This is a genomic window from Tateyamaria algicola, assembly GCF_047715485.1.
Lineage (GTDB): Bacteria > Pseudomonadota > Alphaproteobacteria > Rhodobacterales > Rhodobacteraceae > Tateyamaria.
In genome coordinates this window covers 3,574,646-3,599,807 of the sequence record NZ_CP180422.1, presented here as the reverse complement: position 1 = coordinate 3,599,807, position 25,162 = coordinate 3,574,646, and the positions used below count along the sequence as shown (strand labels likewise).

General features: G+C 58.9%; 26 protein-coding genes, 2 tRNA genes and 2 pseudogenes. 15 read left to right on the top strand and 15 right to left on the bottom strand.

Annotated elements, in window-relative coordinates:
• The first annotated feature begins 99 nt into the window (after window positions 1-99).
• The 5 genes from ACMHLQ_RS20230 to ACMHLQ_RS20210 all read left to right on the top strand — a co-directional run bounded on the left by ACMHLQ_RS20230 (window position 100) and on the right by ACMHLQ_RS20210 (window position 5,896).
• Entirely contained in the window at window positions 100-3,546 is a 3,447-nt protein-coding gene (locus ACMHLQ_RS20230; RefSeq protein WP_415402475.1) for a pyruvate carboxylase, read from the top strand.
• Window positions 3,543-4,226 carry a phosphotransferase gene (locus tag ACMHLQ_RS20225; protein WP_415402474.1) on the top strand — a complete coding sequence of 228 codons (684 nt, stop codon included), beginning with the start codon at window positions 3,543-3,545 and terminating at the stop codon, window positions 4,224-4,226. Before ACMHLQ_RS20230 ends, ACMHLQ_RS20225 begins: the two co-directional genes overlap by 4 nt.
• 110 nt (window positions 4,227-4,336) lie before the next feature.
• Window positions 4,337-4,951: an MFS transporter gene (locus ACMHLQ_RS20220; RefSeq protein WP_415402473.1), complete on the top strand. Its 615-nt coding sequence runs from the start codon at window positions 4,337-4,339 to the stop codon at window positions 4,949-4,951.
• A gap of 5 nt (window positions 4,952-4,956) precedes the next feature.
• Entirely contained in the window at window positions 4,957-5,484 is a 528-nt protein-coding gene (locus ACMHLQ_RS20215; protein ID WP_415402472.1) for an MFS transporter, read from the top strand.
• Window positions 5,485-5,515: 31 nt separating this feature from the next.
• Entirely contained in the window at window positions 5,516-5,896 is a 381-nt protein-coding gene (locus ACMHLQ_RS20210; RefSeq protein ID WP_415402471.1) for a VOC family protein, read from the top strand.
• Here the strand turns inward: ACMHLQ_RS20210 and ACMHLQ_RS20205 are convergent.
• A complete protein-coding gene (locus ACMHLQ_RS20205; protein WP_415402470.1) occupies window positions 5,893-6,783 on the bottom strand; it encodes a YHYH protein in 891 nt (296 codons plus the stop codon). The genes ACMHLQ_RS20210 and ACMHLQ_RS20205 overlap by 4 nt on opposite strands.
• Window positions 6,780-7,085: a hypothetical protein gene (locus tag ACMHLQ_RS20200; protein ID WP_415402469.1), complete on the bottom strand. Its 306-nt coding sequence runs from the start codon at window positions 7,083-7,085 to the stop codon at window positions 6,780-6,782. Before ACMHLQ_RS20200 ends, ACMHLQ_RS20205 begins: the two co-directional genes overlap by 4 nt.
• Window positions 7,086-7,329: 244 nt before the next feature.
• Between ACMHLQ_RS20200 and ACMHLQ_RS20195 the strand changes: the two genes are divergently transcribed.
• Window positions 7,330-7,404 (top strand) — tRNA-Gly (locus tag ACMHLQ_RS20195).
• A gap of 223 nt (window positions 7,405-7,627) precedes the next feature.
• Window positions 7,628-8,353 (top strand): porin, encoded by a 726-nt coding sequence (locus ACMHLQ_RS20190; RefSeq protein ID WP_415402468.1) that lies wholly within the window; start codon window positions 7,628-7,630, stop codon window positions 8,351-8,353.
• A gap of 57 nt (window positions 8,354-8,410) precedes the next feature.
• Here the strand turns inward: ACMHLQ_RS20190 and ACMHLQ_RS20185 are convergent, their stop codons facing one another.
• Complete coding sequence (locus tag ACMHLQ_RS20185; protein WP_415402467.1) at window positions 8,411-8,650, bottom strand: Lrp/AsnC ligand binding domain-containing protein; 240 nt, start codon at window positions 8,648-8,650, stop codon at window positions 8,411-8,413.
• Between the two features lie 141 nt (window positions 8,651-8,791).
• On the opposite strand from ACMHLQ_RS20185, the gene hisB reads away from it, so the two are divergent.
• Both hisB and hisH read left to right on the top strand, forming a co-directional pair.
• A complete protein-coding gene (gene hisB, locus ACMHLQ_RS20180) occupies window positions 8,792-9,379 on the top strand; it encodes an imidazoleglycerol-phosphate dehydratase HisB (protein WP_415402466.1) in 588 nt (195 codons plus the stop codon).
• A complete protein-coding gene (hisH, locus tag ACMHLQ_RS20175; RefSeq protein ID WP_415402465.1) occupies window positions 9,376-10,017 on the top strand; it encodes an imidazole glycerol phosphate synthase subunit HisH in 642 nt (213 codons plus the stop codon). Before hisB ends, hisH begins: the two co-directional genes overlap by 4 nt.
• 163 nt (window positions 10,018-10,180) lie before the next feature.
• Here hisH and ACMHLQ_RS20170 read toward each other — a convergent pair whose 3' ends face one another.
• Both ACMHLQ_RS20170 and hisF read right to left on the bottom strand, forming a co-directional pair.
• Window positions 10,181-10,489: a phosphoribosyl-ATP diphosphatase gene (locus tag ACMHLQ_RS20170; protein ID WP_415402464.1), complete on the bottom strand. Its 309-nt coding sequence runs from the start codon at window positions 10,487-10,489 to the stop codon at window positions 10,181-10,183.
• Window positions 10,486-11,247 (bottom strand): imidazole glycerol phosphate synthase subunit HisF, encoded by a 762-nt coding sequence (gene hisF, locus ACMHLQ_RS20165; protein ID WP_415402463.1) that lies wholly within the window; start codon window positions 11,245-11,247, stop codon window positions 10,486-10,488. Before hisF ends, ACMHLQ_RS20170 begins: the two co-directional genes overlap by 4 nt.
• A gap of 187 nt (window positions 11,248-11,434) precedes the next feature.
• Here hisF and ACMHLQ_RS20160 point away from each other — a divergent pair, with 187 nt between their 5' ends.
• Complete coding sequence (locus ACMHLQ_RS20160; protein ID WP_415402462.1) at window positions 11,435-11,887, top strand: DUF302 domain-containing protein; 453 nt, start codon at window positions 11,435-11,437, stop codon at window positions 11,885-11,887.
• A 32-nt stretch (window positions 11,888-11,919) separates the two neighbouring features.
• Here the strand turns inward: ACMHLQ_RS20160 and hisA are convergent, their stop codons facing one another.
• Entirely contained in the window at window positions 11,920-12,639 is a 720-nt protein-coding gene (gene hisA, locus ACMHLQ_RS20155; protein WP_415402461.1) for a 1-(5-phosphoribosyl)-5-[(5-phosphoribosylamino)methylideneamino]imidazole-4-carboxamide isomerase, read from the bottom strand.
• Between the two features lie 133 nt (window positions 12,640-12,772).
• Here hisA and ACMHLQ_RS20150 point away from each other — a divergent pair, with 133 nt between their 5' ends.
• The gene (locus ACMHLQ_RS20150; protein ID WP_415402460.1) at window positions 12,773-13,150 is read left to right on the top strand and encodes a DUF2147 domain-containing protein; all 378 of its coding nucleotides are present in this window, start codon (window positions 12,773-12,775) and stop codon (window positions 13,148-13,150) included.
• 167 nt (window positions 13,151-13,317) lie between these two features.
• Window positions 13,318-13,749, top strand: coding sequence for a DUF2147 domain-containing protein (locus ACMHLQ_RS20145; protein WP_415402459.1), 432 nt, complete (start codon window positions 13,318-13,320; stop codon window positions 13,747-13,749).
• On the opposite strand, the gene ACMHLQ_RS20140 is transcribed toward ACMHLQ_RS20145, so the two are convergent.
• The 3 genes from ACMHLQ_RS20140 to rlmB all read right to left on the bottom strand — a co-directional run bounded on the left by ACMHLQ_RS20140 (window position 13,746) and on the right by rlmB (window position 15,530).
• The gene (locus ACMHLQ_RS20140) at window positions 13,746-14,219 is read right to left on the bottom strand and encodes a CoA-binding protein (RefSeq protein WP_415402458.1); all 474 of its coding nucleotides are present in this window, start codon (window positions 14,217-14,219) and stop codon (window positions 13,746-13,748) included. The genes ACMHLQ_RS20145 and ACMHLQ_RS20140 overlap by 4 nt on opposite strands.
• A gap of 233 nt (window positions 14,220-14,452) precedes the next feature.
• Window positions 14,453-14,776 (bottom strand): hypothetical protein, encoded by a 324-nt coding sequence (locus tag ACMHLQ_RS20135; RefSeq protein WP_415402457.1) that lies wholly within the window; start codon window positions 14,774-14,776, stop codon window positions 14,453-14,455.
• Window positions 14,754-15,530 carry a 23S rRNA (guanosine(2251)-2'-O)-methyltransferase RlmB gene (gene rlmB / locus ACMHLQ_RS20130; RefSeq protein WP_415402456.1) on the bottom strand — a complete coding sequence of 259 codons (777 nt, stop codon included), beginning with the start codon at window positions 15,528-15,530 and terminating at the stop codon, window positions 14,754-14,756. The genes ACMHLQ_RS20135 and rlmB overlap by 23 nt, the downstream gene beginning before the upstream one ends.
• A gap of 118 nt (window positions 15,531-15,648) precedes the next feature.
• Here rlmB and ACMHLQ_RS20125 point away from each other — a divergent pair.
• Window positions 15,649-15,732, top strand: a tRNA-Tyr gene (locus ACMHLQ_RS20125).
• 541 nt (window positions 15,733-16,273) lie between these two features.
• Here the strand turns inward: ACMHLQ_RS20125 and ACMHLQ_RS20120 are convergent.
• The 3 genes and pseudogenes from ACMHLQ_RS20120 to ACMHLQ_RS20110 all read right to left on the bottom strand — a co-directional run.
• Window positions 16,274-17,254 (bottom strand): annotated as a pseudogene (locus tag ACMHLQ_RS20120) (recombinase family protein); the annotation flags it as partial.
• A gap of 563 nt (window positions 17,255-17,817) precedes the next feature.
• On the bottom strand, window positions 17,818-19,527 hold the full coding sequence (locus tag ACMHLQ_RS20115) for a ParB/RepB/Spo0J family partition protein (RefSeq protein ID WP_415402455.1): 1,710 nt from the start codon (window positions 19,525-19,527) through the stop codon (window positions 17,818-17,820).
• An 80-nt stretch (window positions 19,528-19,607) separates the two neighbouring features.
• Window positions 19,608-20,114, bottom strand: coding sequence for an antirestriction protein ArdA (locus tag ACMHLQ_RS20110; RefSeq protein WP_415402454.1), 507 nt, complete (start codon window positions 20,112-20,114; stop codon window positions 19,608-19,610).
• A gap of 445 nt (window positions 20,115-20,559) precedes the next feature.
• Between ACMHLQ_RS20110 and ACMHLQ_RS20105 the strand changes: the two genes are divergently transcribed.
• On the top strand, window positions 20,560-20,880 hold the full coding sequence (locus ACMHLQ_RS20105; protein ID WP_415402453.1) for an H-NS family nucleoid-associated regulatory protein: 321 nt from the start codon (window positions 20,560-20,562) through the stop codon (window positions 20,878-20,880).
• A gap of 60 nt (window positions 20,881-20,940) precedes the next feature.
• Here the strand turns inward: ACMHLQ_RS20105 and ACMHLQ_RS20100 are convergent, their stop codons facing one another.
• Window positions 20,941-21,201: a hypothetical protein gene (locus ACMHLQ_RS20100; RefSeq protein ID WP_415402452.1), complete on the bottom strand. Its 261-nt coding sequence runs from the start codon at window positions 21,199-21,201 to the stop codon at window positions 20,941-20,943.
• A 197-nt stretch (window positions 21,202-21,398) separates the two neighbouring features.
• Between ACMHLQ_RS20100 and ACMHLQ_RS20095 the strand changes: the two genes are divergently transcribed.
• Window positions 21,399-22,616: a patatin-like phospholipase family protein gene (locus ACMHLQ_RS20095; protein WP_415402451.1), complete on the top strand. Its 1,218-nt coding sequence runs from the start codon at window positions 21,399-21,401 to the stop codon at window positions 22,614-22,616.
• Between the two features lie 20 nt (window positions 22,617-22,636).
• Here ACMHLQ_RS20095 and ACMHLQ_RS20090 read toward each other — a convergent pair whose 3' ends face one another.
• Window positions 22,637-23,470 carry a ComEC/Rec2 family competence protein gene (locus tag ACMHLQ_RS20090; protein ID WP_415402450.1) on the bottom strand — a complete coding sequence of 278 codons (834 nt, stop codon included), beginning with the start codon at window positions 23,468-23,470 and terminating at the stop codon, window positions 22,637-22,639.
• 116 nt (window positions 23,471-23,586) lie between these two features.
• A pseudogene (locus ACMHLQ_RS20085) lies at window positions 23,587-24,560 on the bottom strand (hypothetical protein).
• Window positions 24,561-25,162 lie beyond the last annotated feature (602 nt).

The following is a 25,162-nucleotide window of genomic DNA, read 5'->3' as shown; positions in this document are numbered from 1 at the left end:
CGTGTTTGCGCAACCTACCCATAACTACGTGTTGTTTGCGTCACGTAAACGTCATATGGAATGCTGCAACTGCAAAGGACGGCCCCGGGGGGAACTTACATGCCCGATTTCAAGAAAATCCTCATCGCAAACCGGGGTGAGATTGCAATCCGCATCATGCGCGCCGCAAACGAGATGGGCAAAAAGACGGTTGCCGTCTTTGCCGAAGAAGACAAGTTGGGCCTGCACCGGTTCAAGGCGGACGAGGCCTACCGGATTGGCGAAGACCTTGGCCCTGTCGCTGCGTACCTCTCGATTGACGAGATGATCCGCGTCGCCCGCGAAAGCGGTGCGGATGCGATCCACCCGGGCTATGGCCTGTTGTCCGAAAACCCCGACTTCGTCGATGCCTGCGAGAAAAACGGCATCACCTTCATTGGCCCGCGCGCCGAAACCATGCGCGCCCTTGGCGACAAGGCCAGCGCGCGCCGCGTCGCCATCGAGGCCGGTGTGCCTGTCATCCCCGCCACCGAGGTGCTGGGCGACGACATGAAGGCGATCAAGGCCGAGGCCAAAGAGGTCGGCTACCCCCTGATGCTCAAGGCCTCCTGGGGCGGCGGCGGGCGCGGCATGCGCCCGATCATGGGCGAGGACGAGGTCGAGGAAAAAGTGCTGGAGGGGCGGCGCGAGGCCGAAGCCGCCTTTGGCAATGGCGAAGGGTATCTGGAAAAGATGATCCTGCGCGCCCGCCATGTCGAGGTGCAGATCCTCGGCGACAAGCATGGCGGCATGTATCACCTGTTCGAACGCGACTGCTCGGTCCAGCGCCGCAACCAGAAAGTGGTGGAACGCGCCCCTGCCCCCTATCTCAGCGAAAAGCAGCGGGCCGAGATTTGCGACCTGGGCTACAAGATCTGCAAACACGTGAATTACGAATGCGCCGGCACGGTCGAGTTCCTGATGGATATGGAAACCGACAAGTTCTACTTCATCGAAGTGAACCCGCGCGTGCAGGTCGAACACACTGTCACTGAAGAGGTGACAGGGATCGACATCGTGCAGGCCCAGATCCTGATTGCCGAGGGCAAGACGATCCAGGAGGCTACTGGCAAGGCCACGCAGAAAGACGTCGTGCTGACAGGCCACGCGCTGCAAACTCGGATCACGACCGAAGACCCGCAAAACAACTTCATCCCCGATTATGGCCGCATCACCGCCTATCGCGAGGCGACAGGCATGGGCATCCGCCTGGATGGCGGCACCGCCTATGCGGGCGGGGTGATCACGCGCTACTACGACTCTCTGCTGACCAAGGTGACGGCCAAGGCGCCCACGCCCGAAATGGCCATCGCCCGTATGGACCGCGCCCTGCGCGAATTCCGCATCCGGGGCGTCAGCACCAACATCGCCTTTGTCGAAAACCTGCTGAAACACCCCACGTTCCTCGACAACACTTACCACACCAAGTTCATTGACGAGACCCCGGACCTCTTTACTTTCAAGCGCCGTCGCGACCGGGGCACCAAGGTGCTGACCTATATCGCCGACATCACGGTGAACGGGCACCCCGAGGTCAAGGACCGTCCGCGCCCACGCGCCGATCTGAAACAGCCCAAGCCCCCTGCCTTGCAGGCCGACCCGTCGCACCAGATGGGCACCCGCAACCTGCTGGAACAAAAGGGCCCGCAGGCTGTCGCCGACTGGATGAAGGCGCAGCAACAGCTGCTGATCACCGACACCACCATGCGCGACGGGCACCAGTCGCTGCTGGCCACGCGGATGCGCAGCCACGACATGATCAAGGTGGCCCCGGCCTATGCCGCCAACCTGCCACAACTGTTCTCGATGGAATGCTGGGGGGGCGCGACATTCGACGTCGCCTACCGCTTCCTGCAGGAATGCCCCTGGCAGCGCCTGCGCGATTTGCGCGAGCGGATGCCGAACCTCATGACGCAGATGCTGCTGCGCGGGGCCAACGGTGTGGGTTACACCAACTATCCCGACAACGTGGTGCAGGAATTCGTGCGCGTGGCCGCTGAGACGGGCATCGACGTCTTCCGCGTCTTTGACAGCCTCAACTGGGTTGAAAACATGCGCGTGGCCATGGACGCGGTTCAGGAACAGAACAAGATCTGCGAAGGCACGATTTGCTACACCGGGGATATCCTGAATCCGGATCGCGCCAAATATGACCTGAAATACTATGTCGACATGGGCAACCAGCTGAAAGACGCAGGTGCGCACGTGCTGGGTCTCAAGGACATGGCGGGCCTCTTGAAACCCGCCTCGGCCCGCATCCTGGTCAAGGCGCTGAAACAAGAGGTCGGTCTGCCGATCCACTTCCACACACACGACACCGCCGGCATCGCCTGCGCGACGATCCTCGCCGCCGCCGAGGCCGGTGTGGACGCGGTCGACTGCGCCATGGACGCGCTGTCGGGCAACACCTCGCAGGCCACGCTGGGATCGGTGGTCGAGGCACTGCAGCACACCGACCGCGACACCGGGCTGTCCATCGACGCCATCCGCGACATCTCGGATTATTGGGAGGCCGTGCGCGCCCATTACGCCGCATTTGAATCGGGCATGCAGGCCCCATCATCAGAGGTGTACCTGCACGAAATGCCCGGCGGGCAGTTCACCAACCTCAAGGCACAAGCGCGTTCCATGGGCCTCGAGGAACGCTGGCACGAGGTCGCGCGCACCTATGCGGATGTGAACCAGATGTTCGGCGATATCGTGAAGGTCACGCCGTCTTCCAAAGTCGTGGGCGACATGGCGTTGATGATGGTGTCCCAGGGGCTTACCCGGGCCGAGGTCGAGGACCCGGACAAGGACGTCGCCTTCCCCGACTCGGTTGTGGACATGATGCGCGGCAATCTCGGCCAGCCCCCCGGCGGCTTTCCCATCGCGATCCAGTCCAAGGCGCTGAAGGGCGAAAAGCCCAACACCAAGCGCCCCGGTGCGGATGTACCTGCTGTCGACCTCGAGGCGACGCGCGCTGATCTCACCCAACAGCTCGAAGGGCGCGAGGTGGATGACGAGGACCTGAGCGGGTACCTCATGTATCCCAAGGTGTTCCTCGACTACATGGGGCGGCACCGCACATACGGGCCCGTCCGCGTTCTGCCGACCAAGACGTTCTTTTACGGCATGGAACCGGGCGAAGAGATCACCGCAGAAATCGACCCCGGCAAGACGCTGGAAATCCGCCTGCAAGCCGTTGGGGAAACCAACGAGGATGGCGAGGCCAAGGTGTTCTTTGAACTCAACGGCCAGCCGCGCGTGATCCGCGTGCCCAACCGCATGGTCAAATCCACGACCCAGCAACGCCCCAAGGCCGAACTGGGCAACGCCAACCATATTGGCGCCCCCATGCCCGGTGTCGTGGCGAGCGTCGGTGTACAGGTCGGCCAGGAGGTGAGCGAAGGCGATCTGCTGCTGACCATCGAGGCCATGAAGATGGAAACCGGCATCCACGCCGAGCGTGACGCCGTCGTGAAGGCCGTGCATGTCGGCCCCGGTGGCCAGATCGATGCCAAGGATCTGCTCGTCGAACTGGAATGACACCGCCGCTGGCGGCTTGGGGGCTGAGCGATGACGCACAGCCCCTGCCCGGCGGGCATCGCAACAGAGTGCTGCGCGTGGGCAACCACGTCGTCAAATCCACACGCCGGACGGAAGCGGCCTTGCGCTGGCTCACCCGTGCACAAGACAGCGCAGAGGCGTGCGGCCTGCATGCGCCACGCCTTGTCGAAAGCGCTGCGGGCACGCTCTGTGTTGAAGGGTGGACCTGCGAACCTTACCTGTCCGGCACCCCCACCGATCCCGCACAGATCGCCACGCGCATCACCGCATTTCACCGCGATGCCGTCTCCTTGCCGCCGCGCCCGGACTGCGCCAGCGCGCTGGACCTGATCACATCGGACACAAGCGGTGATGTCGACCTTGCGGCCATGCCAGCCGACCTGGTTGCCGCCCTGCGCACCGCCTGGGCCAAGCTGCCAGATGCACAGACCACAGTGCACGGGGATCTGAACCCGGCCAACATCCTGACCCGGCCCGATGGGCACATCATCCTGATCGACTGGGACGAGGCGCGGCGCGACAGCCCGGCCTTTGACCGCGCGACATGGGACAAATCCGACCCCGCTGCCACCCGCGCCGCCCTTGCGTGGGAAATCGCCTGTTGCTGGCACATCGAGCCTAAACGCGCCCGCGCGCTCGCACATCAGTTTTCAAACTGAAACATCCCGCCAAAGCGATTTGAAAACCCCTTGTCACCCTTCAACGCAATCGTAACGGTGACCCTGCGGGCGACTCACCGCCCCCTTTTTGAAAAGTTGGTCATACCCGAATGACAGCCCCCTCAAACCGCGCCACATGGTTGGCGGTCTCGGCGATGTTCGTGCTCAACGGCGCGCTTTACGGCATCTGGGCGTCGCGCATCCCCGCGATTGCACAGCGTCACGATCTGGACGCGGGTGATCTGGGCCTGCTCCTGCTGTTGCTGGCAGGGGGCGCCATCGCGGCCTTCCCCCTGGCGGGGCGCTTTGCGGACAGGCTGGGGGCGGCCTACATTACCTTGCGCATCGCGGTGGCCTATGTTGCCGCATTGGCGCTGGTCGCGCTGGCCCCCAACACGGCCTCACTTGCCCTGACGCTGTTCCTGTTCGGTGCCACACATGGCGCGATGGATGTGGCCATGAACACATGGGCAGGCGAGGCCGAGGCGCATATCAAGCGCGCGGTCATGTCGTCCTTTCACGCGATGTTCAGTCTTGGTGCCGGGCTTGGGGCGGCAAGCGGCTTTGCCGCTGAGCACTGGGGCATTGGCACGTCCGCCCATTTCATCGCCCTTGGCGTGGGGATCGCCGTCCCGACGCTGATCCTGGCCAATATCGGCTGGGTCTCGCCCCGCCAAACCACGGTCTCGAACACGCCGCTGTTTCCGTTCCCGAGGGGCCGCTGATCGCGGTGGGCCTGATCGCCTTCTGCACCTCCATGGGCGAAGGGGCGATGGTGGATTGGAGCGCACTGTTGCTGATCGAGACCACCGCCGTGACCCCGGCACATGCCGCCCTTGGCTACACGGTCTTTTCGATTGCGATGGTGATCACGCGTCTGCTGGGCGATCAGGCGACACAAGCCTTTGGCCCCACACCGACGGCCCGCATCGCGGGGGTCATCGCGACCACGGGCGCGGTCTGCGCCATCGCCACCGGCAGCTACGGGATCACCCTGACAGGTTTTGGCCTGATGGGCATCGGCTATGCGGTGATCATGCCACTGGCCTTTTCCCGCGCCGCCAACGACCCCGACCTGCCCCCCGGCACCGCCATCGCGAGCGTGTCGACGCTGGGCTATGGCGGCCTGCTGCTGGGGCCGCCGTTGATCGGGTTCATCGCGGACGCAACCACCCTGCGCACAGGGTTTGGCGCACTGGCCGTACTTGCGACCATGATCATCGTGCTGGCCTATGCCGTGCGCCGGCCAAGCGCTTGAAACCGGTCGCCGCCTGAGGCATCAGCACGAAATGCAAATCGCCGCCTTCTCTCTGATCGTGCCGGACTATGACAGCGCCATCGCGTTCTATTGTGGGCAGATGGGCTTTGATCTGGTGTCCGACATCGACCAGGGCCGTAAACGCTGGGTCGAGGTGCGCCCGCCCGGCGGTGGGCCTGCGATGATCCTTGCCCGTGCAGACAATCCCGCACAACAGGCCGCCATCGGCAATCAGGGCGCGGGGCGCGTCTGGCTGTTCCTGCAAACGGATGATTTCGACCGGGACCACGCGCGCCTGTCCGCCGCCTGCGGCATCACCTTTCAGGAAGACCCCCGCGAAGAGGTCTATGGCAAGGTCGCCGTGTTCGAAGATCTCTTTGGCAACCGCTGGGATCTGATCCAGCGCGCCTAGCGCTTGACGAACCCCTGGCCCAACGCGCCGACCAGACAGCGCGGCACAACGGGGTAGGTGTCGGTCAGGAAATAGGCATAGGTGCCCTGCGGATAGTCAGCCGTCACCACCTGCGCACCGTTGCAGGCATCAAGGCTGCCCGAACCCGCCACGTATTGGAAATCCTGCTTGAACGCGCCGTCATAGGCCCCACCCGGCGCGTCCCCGCCAGAGCGCATGCCCGATTTCAACTGGTAGGACGACGTCATGCGCACGACGGCGCCGTCTTTTTCCACCGTCAGGGCGTAGATGGGAAAGCCGTCAGCGGCATAGCCGATCAGGGGGGATGCTGCTTGCGCTGACCAGCCCAGTTGCTGCATCAAACCGACCGGCAGGCCATGGTAGTGATAGGCCCCCGTGGGCTGCACATGGCCGTAATTGGCATCAAGCCCCAGCGCCACCGCCCCGCCAAGCGCATTGTAATCCCAGCCAGAGCGCGGATCACCCTGCCAGAACTCCGCCGCATCGGGATCGAACGGGACACCGTTCACCGCCACACCGAATGACGCCCCGCGGGGCAGTTCCGTCGGGGCACCGACCTCGGGTGTCACAGGGACGCTGAACCGATGCGATTGCGCCGATATGGTGTTGGGATTGCCCGCATTGGGAAAGACGCCAACGGCGTGGCGCGGCACACCGTTTGAGATGATCGTGCGCGTCACACCATCCGTCGAGATCGTCGCCACACCGCCCTGATACTGTCGTTCGGTAGAGACCAGTGAAACCGTGTCGGCCTCGGTCACGCTGTGTACACGAAACCTCGGCTGCGCATCGCTGCTGCAGACTGTGCCAATCGTGATGGCAATGATCAGGACCACGATCTTGAGGTTGCTCACAGACAGGATCATCTCGACACTCCTTGCTGGGCGGTTCCGGGGGCGGGTTCAGGGAACACGACAACCGCCCCCTGCCCCACGGGCCCGAAACTGAGGATCAGGGTAAAGACACCGGGCACCGCGCCCTCAAAATCCAGCACGGCCAGCACGGGCACGTCTTCGGCAAAGTTCACATAGACGGGGTCAAAGGGCGCGACTGTGGCGCCCTCGGCCGCGACCCCACTCAGAACCAGTGGCCCACCCAAGCCGGTCAGGGTCAACGCCACCTCCACCTGGTCCCCTGACACGCTGGCCGTCTCAACCCGTGCCAACATGTCAGGGGTATGCGCGCCGTCGTGGGCAACCGTGGGAAGCGGGGATGCCAGGCCCAGAAAAAGACCAACGGCGCGCAATAGGGATCGTGAGTGGTGGTTCATGAAAGTCATACGCACACACTGCGCGGTTCCGTCGCGCGGCGGGGCGATTTTTGTCAAAGCATCGGCAAAATATTTCCCAGGGCGGTGTTTTTCCTCTTGCAGCGCCGGGCCGGGATAAGTATCTCACGGCTCACCCAAGGAAGCGGGCGTAGCTCAGGGGTAGAGCATAACCTTGCCAAGGTTAGGGTCGGGCGTTCGAATCGCCTCGCCCGCTCCAACATTCCCTTTATCGGGAAAAAACAGGCCACCTTCGGGTGGCCTTTTTTGTGCGCGCCCCTTTTTACGGATCAGGGCGCTTGACCCGTGCCTTGTGGTGCAAAAACCACAAGTTGAATACGGCCCTGAAACGTGAATGTACAAACGATGTGACGCAGCCTAGCGTCAGGGTCAGGCGGCGGTGTCTGCCACACAATAAATGGCCCGAAAAGGGTCGGCAAACCATGAGCAGGTTCATTATGAAACACAGTCTTTGCGCCCTTGTCGGCGCCTCCCTTTGCTTTGCGACCACGGCACAGGCCGTCGAAGTGACCGGCGGATCCGTTCAACTGAAGTATTCGGCCTTCACCGAAGAAACCGACTTTGATCGCGTCAACATCGAAGGATCGTTGGAAATCGGTTTCAACCGCAGCTTCAGCACGCAGATCGACCTCGGGCACAACAGCTTTGGCGTCACCGATGCGGACGGTACGAACTTTGGTCTGCACGGTATCTACCACGTGAACGAGACGACCTCGCTGGGCGCGTTCTACACCCGTGAAGATATCGAAAACACCGATCTGGATTTCTTCGGGGTCGAAGCGGGCTTTGAATTGGGTGCCTTCGATTTCGAGGGCTATGTGGGCAGCGTTGACGGCGAAGGTGACAGTGAAACCGCCTTTGGTCTGGGCGGGCGTTATGGCTTTGGCTCGGGCTTTGGCGTGTCGTTGGACTACGAGGATGTGGGCGACAGCGATGTGGCCAGCCTGTCCACCACGACCATCACGCTCGACAAGGATGTGGGCGAAAACCTGAACCTGTTTGTCGAACTGGGCTCGGCCGAGGTCGAGTCGGCCGGTTTCAGCGAATCCGAGGCCTTTGTGGGCATCGGCGGGCGGTATGTCTTTGGGGCCGATCGCGGCGCCACGTTCAAGCAGCGCGGCCTGCTGCGGATCATTCCAGGTCTTTGAGGCCACCCAGAACACGTGGGACAAGGGCGGCGCAGGCCGCCCTTTTTCGTGTCCGTATCAAAACACCTTGAACGTCATCGTCGTCAGCGACCGCTCGATATCGTCAATATCAAGCAAGCGGTCGTTGATGTACTTGCCCACATCCTCGTCACGGGGAATGTAGAGCTTCATCAGCAGATCATATTCGCCCGAAGTCGAGTAAAGCTCCGAATGGATTTCGCGCAGCGCGATCTCTTCGGCGACCTTGTAGGTCGAACCGGGGCGGCAGCGGATCTGGATAAAGACACATGTCGACATGGGGCAAGGCACCTTTCACGAGGGGTGCCTTTCTAGTGACATGTCCACGGGGCATTGCGCAAGCGCGCAGGTCCGGGTCTTGGCGGCGCGGGGTTGCCCGCCTATAGAGACGCGACGCACCACCCCAAGGAGGCCCGTGCCATGCGCCGCAACACCCTGACCCGCACCACGGCCGAGACCGACATTTCGGTCAAGCTGAACCTCGACGGCACCGGTATCTACGACAACCAGACTGGCGTCGGCTTTTTCGATCACATGCTGGACCAGCTGGCGCGCCACGCACTGATCGACATGACGGTGCGCTGCACGGGGGATCTGCATATCGACGATCACCACACGGTCGAAGATGTGGGTATCGCCATCGGGCAGGCCCTGTCCCGCGCTGTGGGGGACAAGAAAGGCATCCAGCGCTATGGCGCATGCCTCTTGCCCATGGATGACGCGCTGGTGCGCGCCGCACTCGATCTGTCCGGGCGTCCGTTTCTGGTGTGGAACGTGGATCTGCCCACGCCCAAGATCGGCACCTTTGACACCGAGCTGGTGCGCGAGTTCTTTCAGGCACTCTCCACCCATGGCGGCATCACGCTCCATGTCGACATGCTGCACGGCCTCAACAGCCACCACATCGCCGAAGCCGCCTTCAAGGCAGTGGCGCGCGCCCTGCGCATCGCGCTCGAGGTCGATGCCCGCGTGGCGGACGCCATCCCCTCGACCAAGGGCAGCCTATGAGCCTGACGGTTCTGATCGACTACGAGAGCGGCAACCTGCACTCGGCCCACAAGGCGTTCGAGCGTATGGCGCGCGACCTCGGCGAGGGCACGGTGGTTGTGACATCGGATGCCGACGTCGTGGCGCGTGCGGATCGCATCGTGTTGCCCGGCGACGGGGCCTTTCCGGCCTGCGCGGCGGCCCTGCGCGGCACTGGCGGCCTGTATGACGCGTTGGTCGAGGCGGTCGAAGTCAAGGGCCGCCCGTTCCTTGGCATCTGCGTGGGTATGCAGCTGATGGCCACGTGGGGGCGCGAGTACACCGACACGCCGGGCCTCGATTGGGTCGGCGGACAAGTGGTGCCGATTGCGCCGTCCGATCCGTCCCTGAAGGTTCCGCATATGGGCTGGAACGACCTGGTGCTGGATGCTGCGCATCCTGTCTTTGACGGCGTGCAGACAGGCGATCACACCTATTTCGTGCACTCCTATCACTTCGAAGTGGCCGACCCGGCCTTGCGCCTTGCGCATGTGAACTACGCCGGTGACGTGACAGCCGTTGTCGGGCGTGACACGATGCTGGGCATGCAGTTCCACCCGGAAAAAAGCCAGGAAGTGGGCCTGCGCATGATCCGCAATTTCCTGACTTGGGCACCTTGAGAGGTGGGGCGGAGGACACCTCCGCCTTACCTGGCGCAGCCCTTGTGTAAGGCGTATCCTGATACGCCATCCCGTCGCTGCACGCTGTCTAGCCAGTTCCCCGAGGCGTGTCGCAACAGGCGCATCAAGATGCGCCTTACGTAAGGCGGAGGTGTCCTCCGCCCTACCGCCGTGCCGCCTTTTCGGCGATGCCGGAGGTGCCCTGACGGCGCGCGAGTTCTGCCATCACATCCCCAAGAGCGACATCGCGCGACGCGAGCATGACCAGCAGGTGATACAGCACATCCGCGGCCTCGGAGGTCAGCGCCGCTTTGTCGTTCTTCACCGCTTCGATGATCGCCTCGACAGCCTCTTCCCCGAACTTTTCCGCGCACTTCTCCGGCCCCTTGGCCAGCAGCTTCGCCGTCCACGAACTGTCAGGGTCTGCGCCCTTGCGGGCCTCAATCGTGGTAAAGAGATCATCCAGCGTCATGTCAGCCTCATCGGGATGCCTGCGGCGGCCATGTGCGCCTTGGCCTCGGCAATCGTGTAGTCGCCAAAGTGAAAGATCGAGGCGGCCAGCACGGCGGACGCGCCGCCTTGCGTCACCCCGTCGACCAGGTGGTCGAGCGTGCCCACACCGCCGCTTGCGATCACGGGAATGGGTACAGCATCCGAAATGGCGCGCGTCAGCGGCAGGTTGAAGCCTGCGCGTGTCCCATCGCGGTCCATGGACGTCAACAGGATCTCTCCCGCCCCTTTTTCCGCAGCGGTGCGCGCGAATTCCACAGCGTCGATGCCGGTGGGCTTGCGGCCACCATGGGTGAAGATTTCCCATCGACCCGGTTCGACCGTCTTGGCGTCGATCGCGCAGACGATGCACTGGCTGCCGAACTGGTCGGCGGCGCGGCTAAGCACATCCGGGTCGGCCACGGCGGCCGAGTTGAACGACACCTTGTCCGCGCCCGCCAGCAGCAGCGCCCGCACATCCGCTACCGTCCGGACGCCGCCCCCGACTGTGAGGGGGATAAAGCACTGTTCGGCCGTGCGTTGCACCAGATCGAACATGGTGCCCCGGTTTTCGTGGGTGGCGTGGATGTCGAGAAAGCACAGCTCATCCGCGCCCGCCGCATCATAGGCTTGCGCCGCCGCGACCGGGTCGCCCGCATCTACGAGATCGACAAAATTCACGCCCTTGACCACGCGGCCATCGGCGACATCAAGGCAGGGAATGATGCGGGTTTTCAACATGGGCGTCTGGTAGCGTGGATTGGCGGCCGGGGAAAGGGGCTCTGCCCCTCGGCCTGCGGCCTCACCCCGTGGTATTTTTCGTCAGAAGAAGCGGAGCTGCGCCCATCGCACCCCCATCACGCAAAGGTGCATGGCGTCTGGCGCTGCCTGTGACAGGTTGGCGTTATTGAAATGAAGGAGACGCGTGATGCGGATTTTGATGGCTCTGGTGATGAGCGTGTTCATGGCGGGAGCAGTGATGGCAGGTGACAACGGGATTGTACGTAAAGAGGCCGCTGCCGGTGTGGGCGAGACAGTGGATGCCCTGGCGGCAGCGATGGAGGGCGCGGGCCTGACCATCTTTGCCCGCGTGGACCACGGGGCGGGTGCGCAAAGCATCGGTGCGGATGTGGGCGCGTCGCAACTGCTGGTCTTTGGCAATCCCAAGGTGGGCACACCCGCCATTCAGGACGATCCGGTGTCGGGTTTGTTTTTGCCGATGAAGGTGCTGGTTTACGAGGATGGCACGGGCAAGGTGATGATCGCCTATGAGGAGCCTGCGAAGATGCTGGGCCGCCTGGGCGGGGTGTCAGAGGATGCCGCTTATATCCAGACCATGACGGGTGCATTGGGTAAGTTCACGGATGCCGTGGCACAGTGAAACGGCGGGGCGTGTGCCGAGAGGTATGCGCCCTACCCTTTTAGTGCGCTGAGCGCCGCGCCGAGGTCGATGGCCCCGTCATAAAGCGCCCGGCCCGATATGGCGCCCGCGATCACGCCTGTGGCCTTGAGCGCAGTAAGATCACCCAGTGAGGAAACGCCGCCCGACGCGATGACCGGGATTTGCACCGCGTTTGCAAGAGCTTGGGTCGCCTCGATGTTTGGCCCACCCATGGCGCCGTCGCGGTTGATATCAGTGTAGATGATCGCGGCCACCCCCGCATCTTCGAAGGATTTGGCAAGGTCGGTGGCGTCCACATCCGTCTCTGTCGCCCAGCCCTTGGTTGCGACCTTGCCGCCCCGTGCGTCGATGCCCACGGCGACGTGGCCGGGAAAGGCACGCGCAGCCTCACGCACCAGATCGGGGTTTTCGACCGCAACGGTGCCGAGGATCACGCGCTGCAACCCCTTGTCCAACCACATCTCGATTGTGCCCATGTCCCGGATGCCGCCGCCCAGTTGGGCAGGCACAGGGCAGGCCTTGAGGATCGCCTCGACCGGGGCCGCGTTCACCGGCGCCCCCGCGAATGCCCCGTTCAGATCCACGAGGTGGAGCCATTCGCACCCAGCCTCGACAAAGGCGCGGGCCTGCGCGGCGGGGTCGTCATTGAACACCGTGGCGCGGTCCATGTCCCCATGCACAAGGCGCACGGCCTGCCCATCCTTGAGGTCGATTGCCGGGTATAGGATCATGGTTTCTGGGCCTTTCCGAATGCTCGCGTGCCCTTTGGCACCTTACGTCACGATTTGCAACGCGACCCTAGGTCATTCTTGATCTGGGCCCGCCCTCTGCCCCAAGGTCACCGCCATAACGGAGGAGACACCCATGAAACACCTGATTGCAGCCGCGTGTGTGGCCGTCGCCAGCGCCGGTATGGCCCTGGCCGAACCCGCCACGGGCACCTGGAAGACCGAAACCGGGGACAGCGGCGCATACCTGCATGTCAAGATCGCCCCTTGCGGCGCCAATATCTGCGGCACCATCGTCAAGGTCGTGAACAGCGACGACACCTCGTCCCAGGGCAAGGCCATCATTTGGGACATGCAGGCCAAGGGCAACGGCAGCTATTCCGGCGGCAAGATCTGGGCCCCGGACACAGACAAGACCTATCGCTCCAAGATGTCGCTGAACGGCAATGCGTTGAAAGTGTCGGGCTGCGTTGGTCCGATCTGCCGTGGCCAGACCTGGACACGCATCAACTGATCGACCAAGCGCCATTTGGCCTATGACCCGTGCCTTTGGGCGCGGGTTTTTTTGTGCCCCCTTGCCGAACTGTCTGCGGCGACACATCTATAAGGGATGCGCCGATGACGCCTTCGAAAGGGGCGCGCAACACTGCGGCGATACACAAGATGGGAGTGATGTAGATCATGTCTGTCTCAATCAACGCTTTGACTTCGGATGGTTCCTTACCCCGCGCAGGCCTTGCAGCGTTAGCCGTTAGTGCGCTGACCCTGGCCGCGACAGAGGTGCGTGGCGCAAGCCCCGTTGGCGTCTGGCTGACGCCTGCGGACCGTAAGGGACAGGTCGCCCATGTCGTTTCAGAACCCTGCGGGTCTTATTTCTGCGGCACGATTGCACGTGTCTTTGACCAAAGCGGAACACCCGTGGCGGCACCAACCGTGGGCCAAAGGGTCTTTTGGAACATGGCCCCTGACGGAGACGCCTTTCGCGGGCGCGCTTATGTGCCCGCGCACAATCGTGAATATGCAGCCCAGATGGAGGTCAGCGGCGACCTTATGACGGTCAGTGGCTGCCTTGGCCCGGTCTGTCAAAGCCAGGTCTGGCAGCGGGTCGACTAGAGCTTGGACGAGATGATGCCCGTGTTGAACCCGCCCATCCTGAGTTCGCCAAACAGACGCTGATATTCGATCTTGGGGCACCGGTTCTGGATGACGGTGATGCCTTTGGCCCGCGCCTTAGCCGCGGCACCATCGTGTTGCACCCCGATCTGCATCCAGATGGTTTTGAGGGCCGGGAGCGCATCGATCGCCTCGTCCACGATCTCGGGCACAGCTTCGGACCGGCGGAAGATATCGACCATGTCAACGGGTGTGGTGATGTCAGACAAGCTGGCCAGCGTTGTGGCCCCGAACAGCGTTTCCCCGGCATAGACCGGGTTGACCGGGATCACCGTGAACCCCTTGAGCGCAAGATAACGGGCCACGAAGTAGCTGGGCCGCACAGGGTTGGCCGACACCCCCACCACGGCAACCGATTTTGCCTGCTTGAGCACATCGCGCAGATGCGCATCGCTGTAGGTTTCGTCCATCCCTGCCCCCGTTTTGCGCCATGCTGACAAAAAAACGCCCCGATCGCAAAGCGAAAGGGGCGTGCAAGGTACGGAACGAGGGACAGTGAATTAACCTGCAGGAGTTCCAAACCTGCGGTTCACAACTTCAGATAAGATCATCTGAGCGCTGATAAAGACCGTCTCGCAAATCTGTGAACGAATTATTAAACCGCGCTGCGCGATTTTCAGCGCCCACCCGCCGATGGCCGAGGTCAGTCAAAGATATCCTCAATGATATCAAACGCGTCCTCGAACAGATCACCCCACCGAGATTTTTTGCGTTTTTGTTTTTTCTTGACCGGTTTGGCCATGTTGCGCGCGCGGTGCGCCGAGGGGCGGACCAGTTCCCGCTCGCCCTTGGGCCTCTTGGGCAGCATCTTGAGATCGTGCAGCGGTGCGCCACAGCTGGAACAGGCCAGTTCATGGCGGTCGCGCCCTTTCAGCACAAGGGCTGCGCGGGTGCCGCAAAAACAGCAGGTGGCGATTTTCGTGGGGTAAGCGATGATCGCCTCCTTATGTGTGATCCTTGGACGCATATAAGGCGATTGCGGCGGCATTTGAGACGTTGAGCGAGCCGAATGTACCGCTTGCGTCGATTTTGACCAGCATATCGCAGGTTTCGCGGGTTTTCTGACGCAGACCCGGCCCCTCGGCCCCCAGCACCAGCGCGACGGGGCGATCCTTTTGCCCGGCCAGCGCGGTCTCGATCGTGTGTTCGGCCTCGCCGTCCAGCCCCAGCACGAGATAGCCCATACCCTGCAATTCGATGATGGCATCGGCCAGATTGCGCACGCGCACATAAGGCTGACGTTCCAGCGCGCCCGAGGCGGTCTTGGCCAGCGCCCCCGTTTCGGGGGCCGCGTGGTGGCGCATGCCGATGACGGCCGAGGCGCCCAGCACCTCGGCAGAGCGCAGGATCGCCCCCACATTGTGCGGGTCGGTGACACGATCCAGCAGGATCAAGCGGGGGTGTTCGGCGCCGATGGCGACATCCGCCAGACTGCCCCAATCCAGCGGTTTGACCTCAAGCGCTGCACCTTGGTGGACCGATCCGGGATCGAGGGGGGCGTTGAATTTGCGCGCATCCACCACTTCCGCTGTGATTCCAGCCGTGGCAATGGCATCGGCCAGTTTCGTCTGCGCATTCAGCGTCACGATCAGGCGCAGTTTTTCGCGCGCCGGGTTCACCAGCGCGTCACGCACCGCATGCAGGCCAAACAGCCAGACCGTCGCGTTTGCGTCCGCCTTTTTCGCCTGTTCCTTCTGGACGACCCATTTGGGTTTTTTCATTGTGTCCCCTTTGCGATGTGCATCTGCACCGCGGTCTGATTTTCTGCCTTGACCCTTCAATTGCGGACGCGTAATCACGCGCTCACGCCAGAGGGGCTTAGGGCTCTAATGGCGCAGTGGGCGACAGGCCGCAAGGTGTGGCAGGGGACTGTAACTCCCTCGCGGAGACGCACGCCTGGTTCGATTCCAGGGTCGCCCACCATTCTGGTATTTTTATCAAAAAAATTCTCTAAGGCTTTGAAGGGTAAGGTCAAATTTGCGGTTCGCATGCCCTTTTTACGGCAGTACGCGAGAGGGCTTGCAAATACGAGCCGAAGGGTCAAATTCCGGTCTTCCGACCTCTCTGATCTCCACAATTTCAATGGGTTAGATAGAAACTCCAGCGCGGTTCGTATTGTTCCATCAAGGTCAATCGTAGGAGCGGCCCTTGTGGCAGCTTGCTCTTCCAGCAACACGCGCTTGTTTTCTAGCTCAGCGACGCGCGACTCATAGCGTTCCTGCATCAACGCATTGTTTGTCGAAATGGCTTTGGTGATCGTTCTCTCAGTCTCAGCCTTCAATTGTACCAGTTTCGATTGCGCAGATTTCGCTTCCTCTTTGGCGCGCTCTGCCCGTTCTTGCCATGCCTCCCGCAGGAGGTCTGTCATCAACCCAAGAAGTTGATCTTGTGGATGCAGTGTCGCTAGAAAGTCTTCAAAAGCTTGATGAAGCGTTTCGCCTCGGATGTTTTTTCGACGCTGAGTGCAGCCAGGTTGCCGGCAAAAATAATATGGGTAGTAACGTGAGCGCCCCTTTGAGTGTGCCGCTGTCATCGGATGCCCGCATTCGGCGCAGGCGATAAACCCACGCAAAGGGAAATCAGCCTGTGTGTCCTTTCGCACAGGTGCGACAGGAAGCGCGTTTTGTCGGTTTTGGATAGCCTGATATGTAGCAAGAGATATGAGCGGCTCGTGCACGCCTTTCACCATGTGTAGCCCCCAACTCGGGACATCGACATATCCCGCATAAACGGGACGCGTCAGCAACGCCTTGGCCGTGTCCATCTTGATGCCACCATCGCGCCCTTTGCCCTTGATCGCAGGGCTGGCATTCAGGTAGCGCTGCAATTCGGTATAGGTCGACAATTGTCCGCTTGCGTAACGCTCAAGTGCAGATCCGATGACGGTAGCCGCAGGCTCGTCACGAACCAGCATCTTCCCGTGGCCGGACACGTTTTCATAGCGGTAACCAAAAGGCTTGCCAAAGAGCCAATAGCCCGCCTTGGCGCGTGCTTTCATCTTTTGAATGACCTGACGGCGATTTTGCTTGCGCTCAAGCTCTCCCGTTGCGGCGACTACAGTTTCGACAAATTCCCCTTCGGGCGAGTCATCGAACTTGAAGTTGAGGCATTCTGGGCGTGCACCTCGTGCATCAAGCTCCCGTCTGAGGGCGCGATGGAAATCGACATCACGAGCGAAGCGTTTCAAATCATCAAAGATGATGACGTAATCCTTGTCCGGCTGGGCATCGAGATATGCCAACAGCGCCATCATGCCCGGGCGATTCATAAAGTCACCACCACCCGAAACATCATCAGGGAACACGGCCTCCACCACGTAGCTGTGTGCATCCGCGTGGGCACGGCATCGCGCCTCTTGCCCTTCCAACCCGTGACCCCTCGCAACTTGCGACGGGCTCGAAACACGGCAATAGATGACCGCGACTTGAAGATCGGTATTGGTCATGGCGTGCTCCTTTCTGATTGGGCGTTGGTTGAGTGTATCGTCCCGCTAGGAGTTTTGGAATCCAACGTCCGACGCAGTGTTGGAACATGAGCGGGTGGCAGATCGCCATGGGCGCTGTCAGCAAAGGCTTGCGCCCAAGCACGAAGGGTGTGGACAAGTTCAAGTTTTTTCTCGTCAGTGAGATCGAGACGGTCGAGTTTGTGCAGATGTTTGGTTGCATCAAAGGCCATAAGACACACTTTCCCGCGCGCCCCAGACGGGGCGCGCGTTTCAAAGTTACTGGTTAGGAAAACACATCCCCAAACGCGCGGCAGCGCGGGCCTCTCATGGGCGGTTTGCGGGTCAATTCGGCACGGCTCAGAACCCAGGGGAACTAAATTTCGCTGCAAACGCGGTCGCGCGAAAGCGCGAGGCAGCGTTTGCAGAAATTCGATAGCTGTGAAGTGCTCTGGGCGGACTTCTAGGAATGCAATCCTAAACATGTCACAAATCTCTTCTTTTGTCCAATCTTTTTATATATTTACACCGAACACCGCAGAGGTGTTCGGTGTAGTGGCTTGGCACTAAGCCGCTTTCACCTGTTCCTCTTCATGCAGTTCTATGACCTCTTCCGGCTCAACGATTTCCTCCCGATACGACCCTTGCGGAAACGCCATGTAATATGGCATCCAATCTTCGCGCTCTGGTGCGCGGGTCCCGTCAAGACAGGCGTTGAGAATGGCGCGTTGGGTCTTGGCGGTTGCAGTCAGGTTCTGATCAGCGATACTTTCGCCTGCGTATTCCCGCACCATCTCATTGAGTACCTGCTTGTCGCGTACCAGATCGAAGAACAGGGGTTCGGGTGACCAATGCTGACGCATGTCGCTGTCCATCACCTCGCCAAGTTCGTCGATCAACGGGCTGTGGACGGACAAGCTGTCTGCCATCAGGAAGGTCAGGATGCGGGTGACCTCATCGTCAGACAGGCTTTGCAGTGTGGCAAAAACCTTTGTGATGCACGGGCGTGGTGACCACGCATTTGCGGTGTCCATGAGTGCCGTGTCGTCGTCCGTACTAAGCAAAGCTGTGATGTTGGCGCGTTCTGCTTCCATCCGGCGATGACCTGCATTGCGCTCAAGGCTCTCTGCAATCTCCGGCTTTGCCGCCTTTTGCGGGTCGGCCTGCACCTGCCAGAGGGACGATCCTGCAATCATATGTGCCGCAATGAGACGCAGCGCGATACCGCTGTGATCCAGAACATCGCTGCGCACGGCGGCATGGCGGTGCAGATCGACGTAGTTCTGTGCGGCTTTGGTCAGTTCGGGCTTGGGCGGTGTGTCCCCCGCCTCGGCGCTTGCCGCCTTCTCCCGCCGCTTGGCCTCGGCATTGGTGATATAGCCCTCATGTTCGGTCACTTCACCTTGATGGCTCACGGTGATGAACACCCGTCCGCCATCCGCCTTGCTGCATGTGCGGTGATCCCACGTGGCAAAATACGCGCCGCGTTCCATGATGACGGTGTCCGCCCAGCCCAGCACTTCACGCCCTGTGGCAATCATCTGGATGGCTTCGTCCTGTTTGATCCAGAACGCCTCGGCATCCGCAAAATAGGCCTCTTCGCCGAACAGATCGGACACGATGGCAAGACCCGCCGCGTCCACGTCAAAGAGCGCGTTGGCAACGGGGATATGCGCTCCGCCGAACAGCCAGTCTTTGAGCCGCTGCCCTGTTGGGACATAGGCCGTATCGTCCTTTAAAAGCGCCCACCACGCCTTCTGCTGTTTCGTCGTCGCCATGGTCAAAATGCGGATGTCGCGGGCGTGAATGTCGTTCTTGCGATAGGCGGTCAGGATGGGCGCGTACAGCCGCCCCAAGGCCAGGCGTTGGCTGACCATCCGTTCGGTGATGCCAAAGGTGCTGGCAATGTCGGCAGGCTCCCGCCCCTCTTTGATCAGCTTGGCAAAGGCCTTGTATTGATCCACCTCGTCCATGGGCAGGCGTTCGATGTTCTCGGCGAGTGAGGCCTCGATGGCAGTTGCATCGTCCCCTTCTGCCATGATCAGGCAGGGCAGCGGATCGATGTCGCCCTCTTCGGCAATGATGCGGCACGCGTTCAAGCGGCGTTGTCCTGCGATGACTTCAAAGCCGTCCTCTTTGGGACGCACGAGCAAGGGCTGTAACACACCCAAGACGCGGATACTGGTGACCAGATCAGCGCATTCTTTTACGGCGTATTTGCGCACGTTGAGGGTGGATACGGAAAGGTCTTCGATATTGATATGTTGCAGTGTCATTGGATGATCTCCTGTTAGTTATCGGCACGGAATTGCACCCTCAAACCGTCCGCATGTGACGGCTTGGGGCTGCAGTCCCTTCAATGGCAGCGATAGATCAGGTGTTGTCCTGCGACTTCGGCGGTGGCGTAATCGACAGCCAAATCACGCGCGATGGCGTCATAGTCGATGTAGAATTGCAGCCGCTCGGGGATGTCGCCAAAGAGACCATCTTCGACAAACTGTTCCGCCAGTTCGCGCATGGTTTCGACGGGATAGATATCGACGTCAAACTCGCTCGGCTGGGTATCTTCGCTGAGCTGATAACCACACTCGCCCACGGCAAGGATCACGCGGGTTTTGTCGTCTTCGTCCCAATCCTGAACCGCCTCAAGGAACTGCTTGAGATTGGCCTGACTGATCCCGATGGCTTTGGCCAGATCGCAATCAATGTCCTCACCATCAATAAACTGTATCTCGAACTCTTCGACAGGGTTGCCGTAATCGTTCCGCAGCTTTGCGGCTTTCTCGGCATAGTCTTCAAAACTGTCAAAATAGAACCCTGTTGCCGACAAATCGTAGGGCTGTGCGTGCAATTGAATGGTCATGTTCTTGTCCTTTCCAAATTGAAAAACGGGTTGCGCATGCAACCCGACTAGCCACGCGGCAATGAGCGGGGGAGAACTGTCAGGGCTGGCCGCCAGGGATGGTGCGGGCGCAAGGCGGCACGCCTGAGCCACGGTCCCTGACGGGCACCGAAGGCTTGGTCTTGACAGTCGATGGGCCGCAGGCCCTTTAGAAAAGAAATGAGACAGCCAAAGGCTGGCAATAAATGCGTCAGGGGGCAAAGCCCGAAAGGGTGGAAACAAGCAAAGCGCAGGTTCCGTTCACGCGCACCCGGCCCATATGGGCGACGCCAACGAAAACCAATACGGCACCCAAATCAGCCAACTTCCGCCCGTACAGCGGGAAGCAATACCCTCTATGCTATCATCGCCTTGAGACATCCCCGCAATTGCACTAGCGCGGACCAATCAAGACAAAGGACAAAGTATGACAGATATCAAATGGGACGCGCTTTCGCTGAGCGAGCTGAAGGACATCCAAAAGAAAGCGGCAAAGGCGATTCAGAGCTTTGAGGCACGCAAGCGCAAGGAAGCGTTGGCAGCTGTTGAAGCCAAAGCAGTGGAAATGGGATTCAGCTTGAGCGAGTTGACAGGCGGCGCAAAGCCAAAAGGCACCAAGTCAGCCCCCAAATACTGCCACCCTGAAAACCCTGCCCAGACTTGGACAGGCAAAGGTCGCCAGCCAAACTGGGTGAAAGACGCGCTGGCGAATGGCATAGCGATCGAAGACTTGTTGATCGTCAAGTAACAAAAAAAGAGGCGCACCTCACGGCGCGCCTCTTCCCCACATACGCAGTGACGCAAAACTCTAGTCCGGACCATCCATGGAGCGCGCGACAACTTCATTGTCCGGCTGCTGATCGTCTTTGGCTGTGCGCAAAACAAGCCGCCCATCGACAGGCAATGCGTCCATACGCACCTCGTAGCCTTCTCCATCCTTATGCGCCCAGGCTGCCGCGATTTTGCTCCAGACGGATTTTTGCCCATCGCCAATCGGGGAAACGGTATAGCCCAACATGAACGGCTTATTGGTGGCGGGTCTGCTGCTTGGTCTCTGTTCGTTACTCATAACTACTCTCCTTACTCAAAAACGTTGAACGAATGAGAACGTATAGAGAACAAAAGTAGCCTTTGGTGCAAGAAAAATGAAATATAACATACGGTTGTATGTCTTTGGGTGCGGCATGGAGACATTCGCTGCGGTTGCGAATAAAGAGATCGGTATCCAATAAAGAGGACATTTGCTAGATAATACCCAATTGCGAGATGCAGCAAGTTTTGTGGGGTAAAGTGCAGCAACAAAATAATGGCAACCGGATCGCAATCGCACTTTCAGGTGGTGGATCGCGCGCTATGGCCTTTCACCTCGGGTGCTTAAGAGCGCTTCATCAAGTAGGCATACTGCAACGGTGTGAAACACTATCTTGTGTTTCGGGTGGCAGTGTCCTTGGGGCCATGTATGTCACGCATCAAGGATCGTTTGCGAGCTTCGAAGCCAATGTGAGGGCGCAACTGAGTCAAGGCTTTACCCGCCAAACAATTGCTACAGCGTTTACTACTTCAGAAGGATTGAAGGCAATTCTGTCTACTTTAATCCTGATAAGTTATCGATTGTTGTACCTTTGTTTGTTGCCAATAGTCTGGACTATCAGGTTGGGGGCACAATTTCTTGGGAACGTTTCAATTAGACCGGCTGAATCTATATCTCCCCGGCGTTTCGCGAGTCGTACTACAGTTTTGGAACGAACCTTTGACCAAAACCTATTCAACCGAAAAGCAATGAAGGATCTCGATGGTGTCGTTCCCAAATTCGTCGCTGTTGCCACGGAATTGCGAACAGGCACTGCATTTTACTTTACGCCAGGTGAAAGTGGTTGCTGGAGATTCGGAAAGGTTAATCCCGATCGGATTAAGATTGCACGTGCAGTGGCGGCGTCTGCAGCTTACCCATTGTTCCTGCCTGCACTAGACGAAGTGTTTGAGTTCAATCGTAACGACGGTTCAGCAAGGCGTGACAGGGTTACACTAACTGATGGAGGCGTGTATGATAATCTTGGGCTTTCGCCACTTTGGCCCGACCGCAACCCCAGCATTGGCGTCGATATACCCAAACCGAATATTGTTATTGCATGTCGCGCGGGCTATGGCTTGAGATTCGGGCGCCCAACAAATTCACTTGCGACGAGGATGGCCGCTAGCTTTTACACAAGCTTCGATCGCTCCCAAAACGCAGCACTGAAGCGGCTCTTCGATCTAAAAAAAGCGGGCAAGCTACAAGCGATCGTTCTTCCGTATATTGGACAAGCCGATGACCGTTTGGCCAACGCACCAACTGATCTGATACGGCGCGAAGACGTCGCCGATTACCCGACGAACTTTGGACCAATGACTGAAGACTGGATCGAAAAATTATCTAAGCGAGGGGAGCAGGTGACACTTGCTGTGCTTCGGCAGCACAACCCGGAGCTGATTTTCCAGCAATAGGTAAGCAATGAGTCGAGAACTTAATCCATCTCATGAATATGGAGCGCACCGTCAGAAGAAATCGAAATTCTTTTCCTACCTTTGGTTTTCGTTGTAATAAATTTTTTGACCTCGCCAGAAAATGACAAACCAGTCGCGCAAGTTCTAAACCTAGAGTCGGTTTCGCCCGCTCCGTATCCATCACTGATGACAACTAGATCCGGTTGAAAGTAATCGACCATCGATTGCGAGTAACCACTCTTTCGTCCGTGATGCGGCGCTACAAGTATTGTAATACTGGAATCGCCAATTAGCTCTCTAAACAGATTTGGGTTCTTGGCAATCAGCTTTTTCCAACCGAAATCCTCAATATCGCCCGGAAATATCACAAGTACATCCTGATACTCATATGCAACTACAATTGAAGAATTGTTGATAGTTTCCGCTTCTGACCAATCAAGAAAGGCATGCTTGATCCGAACCCCGCCATTGACATCGGGATTGCATGGGCTGTCTTCCCATTTTGTTGAAACCGTATAAGTCTGATCAAATTTCTTAAGAATCTTCTGATAGGCTCGTTGCAAAATGCCGTACTTTTCGTTTTCAGGGACAGTTTTGTTTCGTAGGTAAGTTCTAGGCTTCCCTAACAATTTTTCGACATTCTCAAGATCGCGGACATGATCAGCATCTTGGTGGCTTATGATTAAGTAGTCGAGGACATCTCCTTGATGCCAATGTAGTTTGTGAATGTGTTCTGCAGGAGAAAAGTCATCTGACTTACCTGCATCGATCATGTGGTTTTGACCGCTAGGTGTGCGAATGCGAATACACAAACCAGCACCAACTTCCCAGACACGAATATCTAACCCACCCATCGGTCACCCTCACCATTCCTTGAAGTACACTACAGCCTAAGCTACGTCATCGTTTATTCGGTAACAAACAAAAGTGGCAATCCCAATCATGCCGCGACCTGGTGTTCGTACTGCAGCTACGCCTTATAATTCTCGCTTTCCACGTCTGTGGCAATCGTGGCCAGAAACATTATTCCGTCCTCGACTCGTTGTCTCAATGCTTGAAGGCTAGAGAAGGTAAGCGTTCCAGCCACCCCGTGGGTTGCTTTGTTGAATACTGGAAATAGCTTCAGAATATCGTCAATATCCTTTTCGACAAAACCAAGCATCTCCGGTGTATCAGCCCCTCTTTTTTCAGAAGAAAGCGAATCTTTGCGCGCCGCGAAGGGGTTCCTTGCGGAGTTCTTTCGCAATCAGGATCGGCTGCAATGACGTCCCCATTTTCAGCCCAACGGTCAAGAATCTCCGAAAAAATCTCTCGCACGCTTGTACAGAAATGGCGAGCCGCGTCGGTATTAGCAGGATTGAGTGCAAATAGGGCTCCTTTCCATCTACTGCAAAGGTCCTCAGATAGATCTCCGAGATAGTCCAAAATACCCGTATCGCGATCATCTACGACGGAGGAGTTTTCTTCTTCATTCAGCGCGAAAGCTACAGCAACGCTGTTGCTGCTCTCACGCTCAGCAGCGGCACGGATAATTTGACTAGAAAATTCCGCAGGTTCGATTTGGTCGAACTGCCTGCTTAGCTGAAGTGATGAATCTTTAGTGTTCGCATATCGCGGTGCCACTATGGCGTTAAGCGCCGACAATCGCTGCTGTCGGTCACGTTTGACCTGAGCATTATGTGACTGCACTGCTTGGTTATATTTGCTAATCGCGGCTCGTCGCTTTTGATTATATTGCCGCACTTCTCGATTGTGCTCGTCCACCACACGCTTGTTGTTCTGGTTAACACGGCTAATCTCGCGATTTATCTCTCGCACTTGCTTTTCGGCAGCAGTCTTATTCGCTCTGTTAACACGATCGACCTCTTGGTTGTATTTTCGAATTGCGTTTTTTTGCTTTTGCTGCTCTCGGCGTAGAAGCGCGTTGTACTGGGATGGTGTCATTCGCCTGGCCATCAGTTTGCTCTCCTGTCAACAAGTGCGTTCAGTCATATCACCACCGAAGTGGTACAGCCATCATCTCTCGGTTGACAGGTCAAACAGCCAATGTTCGCTATGTAGGTTGCGACTGTACCGCCGAGGTCCAAGGTTGAACGGCGGCAATGGGCCTTCCTTGATGGCCCCTAGCGGGCGTTACACGCAGATGCCACATCTGAGCAAATTCTAACCTCGCTGTGTAGCGTGAAAACCAGTCATTCCCATGGACCGCTGCGGGTAGAATTTTGCCAAGGTTCAAATCGCGAGACTTGACTGACCATTGACAATGGTTATACCAATGCCAACCTGTTAAAATACCACGATAATCCAAACTGGGTTACCTACCATGATCGGGTGTAAGACGATCCATCAGAAACTTGCTAGGCCGCTAGTTTAAGCTACTCTTTCGAATAAAAAAATTTTCTGGAATATACTCAGCCACTCCAGGTTGAGCGAAGCGTAACGTTAACGCCGTTGGCGTCTGTGGTGCCAAGGATCGCCAGAGAACAGGGCAAGACGTGTGCTGCCGTTCGTATACTTGTTGCAAATACAATCCGGGTCTGTATCAA

Bases quoted from the DNA above. Each gene is read 5' to 3' on its own strand.
- ACMHLQ_RS20105 (WP_415402453.1), top strand. From the start codon at position 20,560: ATGACAGATATCAAATGGGACGCGCTTTCGCTGAGCGAGCTGAAGGAC.
- ACMHLQ_RS20095 (WP_415402451.1), top strand. From the start codon at position 21,399: ATGCAGCAAGTTTTGTGGGGTAAAGTGCAGCAACAAAATAATGGCAAC.
- hisA (WP_415402461.1), bottom strand. From the start codon at position 12,639: ATGATCCTATACCCGGCAATCGACCTCAAGGATGGGCAGGCCGTGCGC.
- ACMHLQ_RS20160 (WP_415402462.1), top strand. From the start codon at position 11,435: ATGCGGATTTTGATGGCTCTGGTGATGAGCGTGTTCATGGCGGGAGCA.
- ACMHLQ_RS20200 (WP_415402469.1), bottom strand. From the start codon at position 7,085: ATGTTGGCACGGGTTGAGACGGCCAGCGTGTCAGGGGACCAGGTGGAG.
- ACMHLQ_RS20205 (WP_415402470.1), bottom strand. From the start codon at position 6,783: ATGATCCTGTCTGTGAGCAACCTCAAGATCGTGGTCCTGATCATTGCC.
- ACMHLQ_RS20135 (WP_415402457.1), bottom strand. From the start codon at position 14,776: ATGCGTCCAAGGATCACACATAAGGAGGCGATCATCGCTTACCCCACG.
- hisH (WP_415402465.1), top strand. From the start codon at position 9,376: ATGAGCCTGACGGTTCTGATCGACTACGAGAGCGGCAACCTGCACTCG.
- ACMHLQ_RS20225 (WP_415402474.1), top strand. From the start codon at position 3,543: ATGACACCGCCGCTGGCGGCTTGGGGGCTGAGCGATGACGCACAGCCC.
- ACMHLQ_RS20100 (WP_415402452.1), bottom strand. From the start codon at position 21,201: ATGAGTAACGAACAGAGACCAAGCAGCAGACCCGCCACCAATAAGCCG.
- ACMHLQ_RS20150 (WP_415402460.1), top strand. From the start codon at position 12,773: ATGAAACACCTGATTGCAGCCGCGTGTGTGGCCGTCGCCAGCGCCGGT.
- ACMHLQ_RS20190 (WP_415402468.1), top strand. From the start codon at position 7,628: ATGAGCAGGTTCATTATGAAACACAGTCTTTGCGCCCTTGTCGGCGCC.
- ACMHLQ_RS20210 (WP_415402471.1), top strand. From the start codon at position 5,516: ATGCAAATCGCCGCCTTCTCTCTGATCGTGCCGGACTATGACAGCGCC.
- rlmB (WP_415402456.1), bottom strand. From the start codon at position 15,530: ATGAAAAAACCCAAATGGGTCGTCCAGAAGGAACAGGCGAAAAAGGCG.
- hisF (WP_415402463.1), bottom strand. From the start codon at position 11,247: ATGTTGAAAACCCGCATCATTCCCTGCCTTGATGTCGCCGATGGCCGC.
- ACMHLQ_RS20230 (WP_415402475.1), top strand. From the start codon at position 100: ATGCCCGATTTCAAGAAAATCCTCATCGCAAACCGGGGTGAGATTGCA.
- ACMHLQ_RS20140 (WP_415402458.1), bottom strand. From the start codon at position 14,219: ATGGACGAAACCTACAGCGATGCGCATCTGCGCGATGTGCTCAAGCAG.
- ACMHLQ_RS20170 (WP_415402464.1), bottom strand. From the start codon at position 10,489: ATGACGCTGGATGATCTCTTTACCACGATTGAGGCCCGCAAGGGCGCA.
- ACMHLQ_RS20185 (WP_415402467.1), bottom strand. From the start codon at position 8,650: ATGTCGACATGTGTCTTTATCCAGATCCGCTGCCGCCCCGGTTCGACC.
- ACMHLQ_RS20145 (WP_415402459.1), top strand. From the start codon at position 13,318: ATGTCTGTCTCAATCAACGCTTTGACTTCGGATGGTTCCTTACCCCGC.
- ACMHLQ_RS20110 (WP_415402454.1), bottom strand. From the start codon at position 20,114: ATGACCATTCAATTGCACGCACAGCCCTACGATTTGTCGGCAACAGGG.
- ACMHLQ_RS20090 (WP_415402450.1), bottom strand. From the start codon at position 23,470: ATGGGTGGGTTAGATATTCGTGTCTGGGAAGTTGGTGCTGGTTTGTGT.
- hisB (WP_415402466.1), top strand. From the start codon at position 8,792: ATGCGCCGCAACACCCTGACCCGCACCACGGCCGAGACCGACATTTCG.
- ACMHLQ_RS20220 (WP_415402473.1), top strand. From the start codon at position 4,337: ATGACAGCCCCCTCAAACCGCGCCACATGGTTGGCGGTCTCGGCGATG.
- ACMHLQ_RS20115 (WP_415402455.1), bottom strand. From the start codon at position 19,527: ATGACACTGCAACATATCAATATCGAAGACCTTTCCGTATCCACCCTC.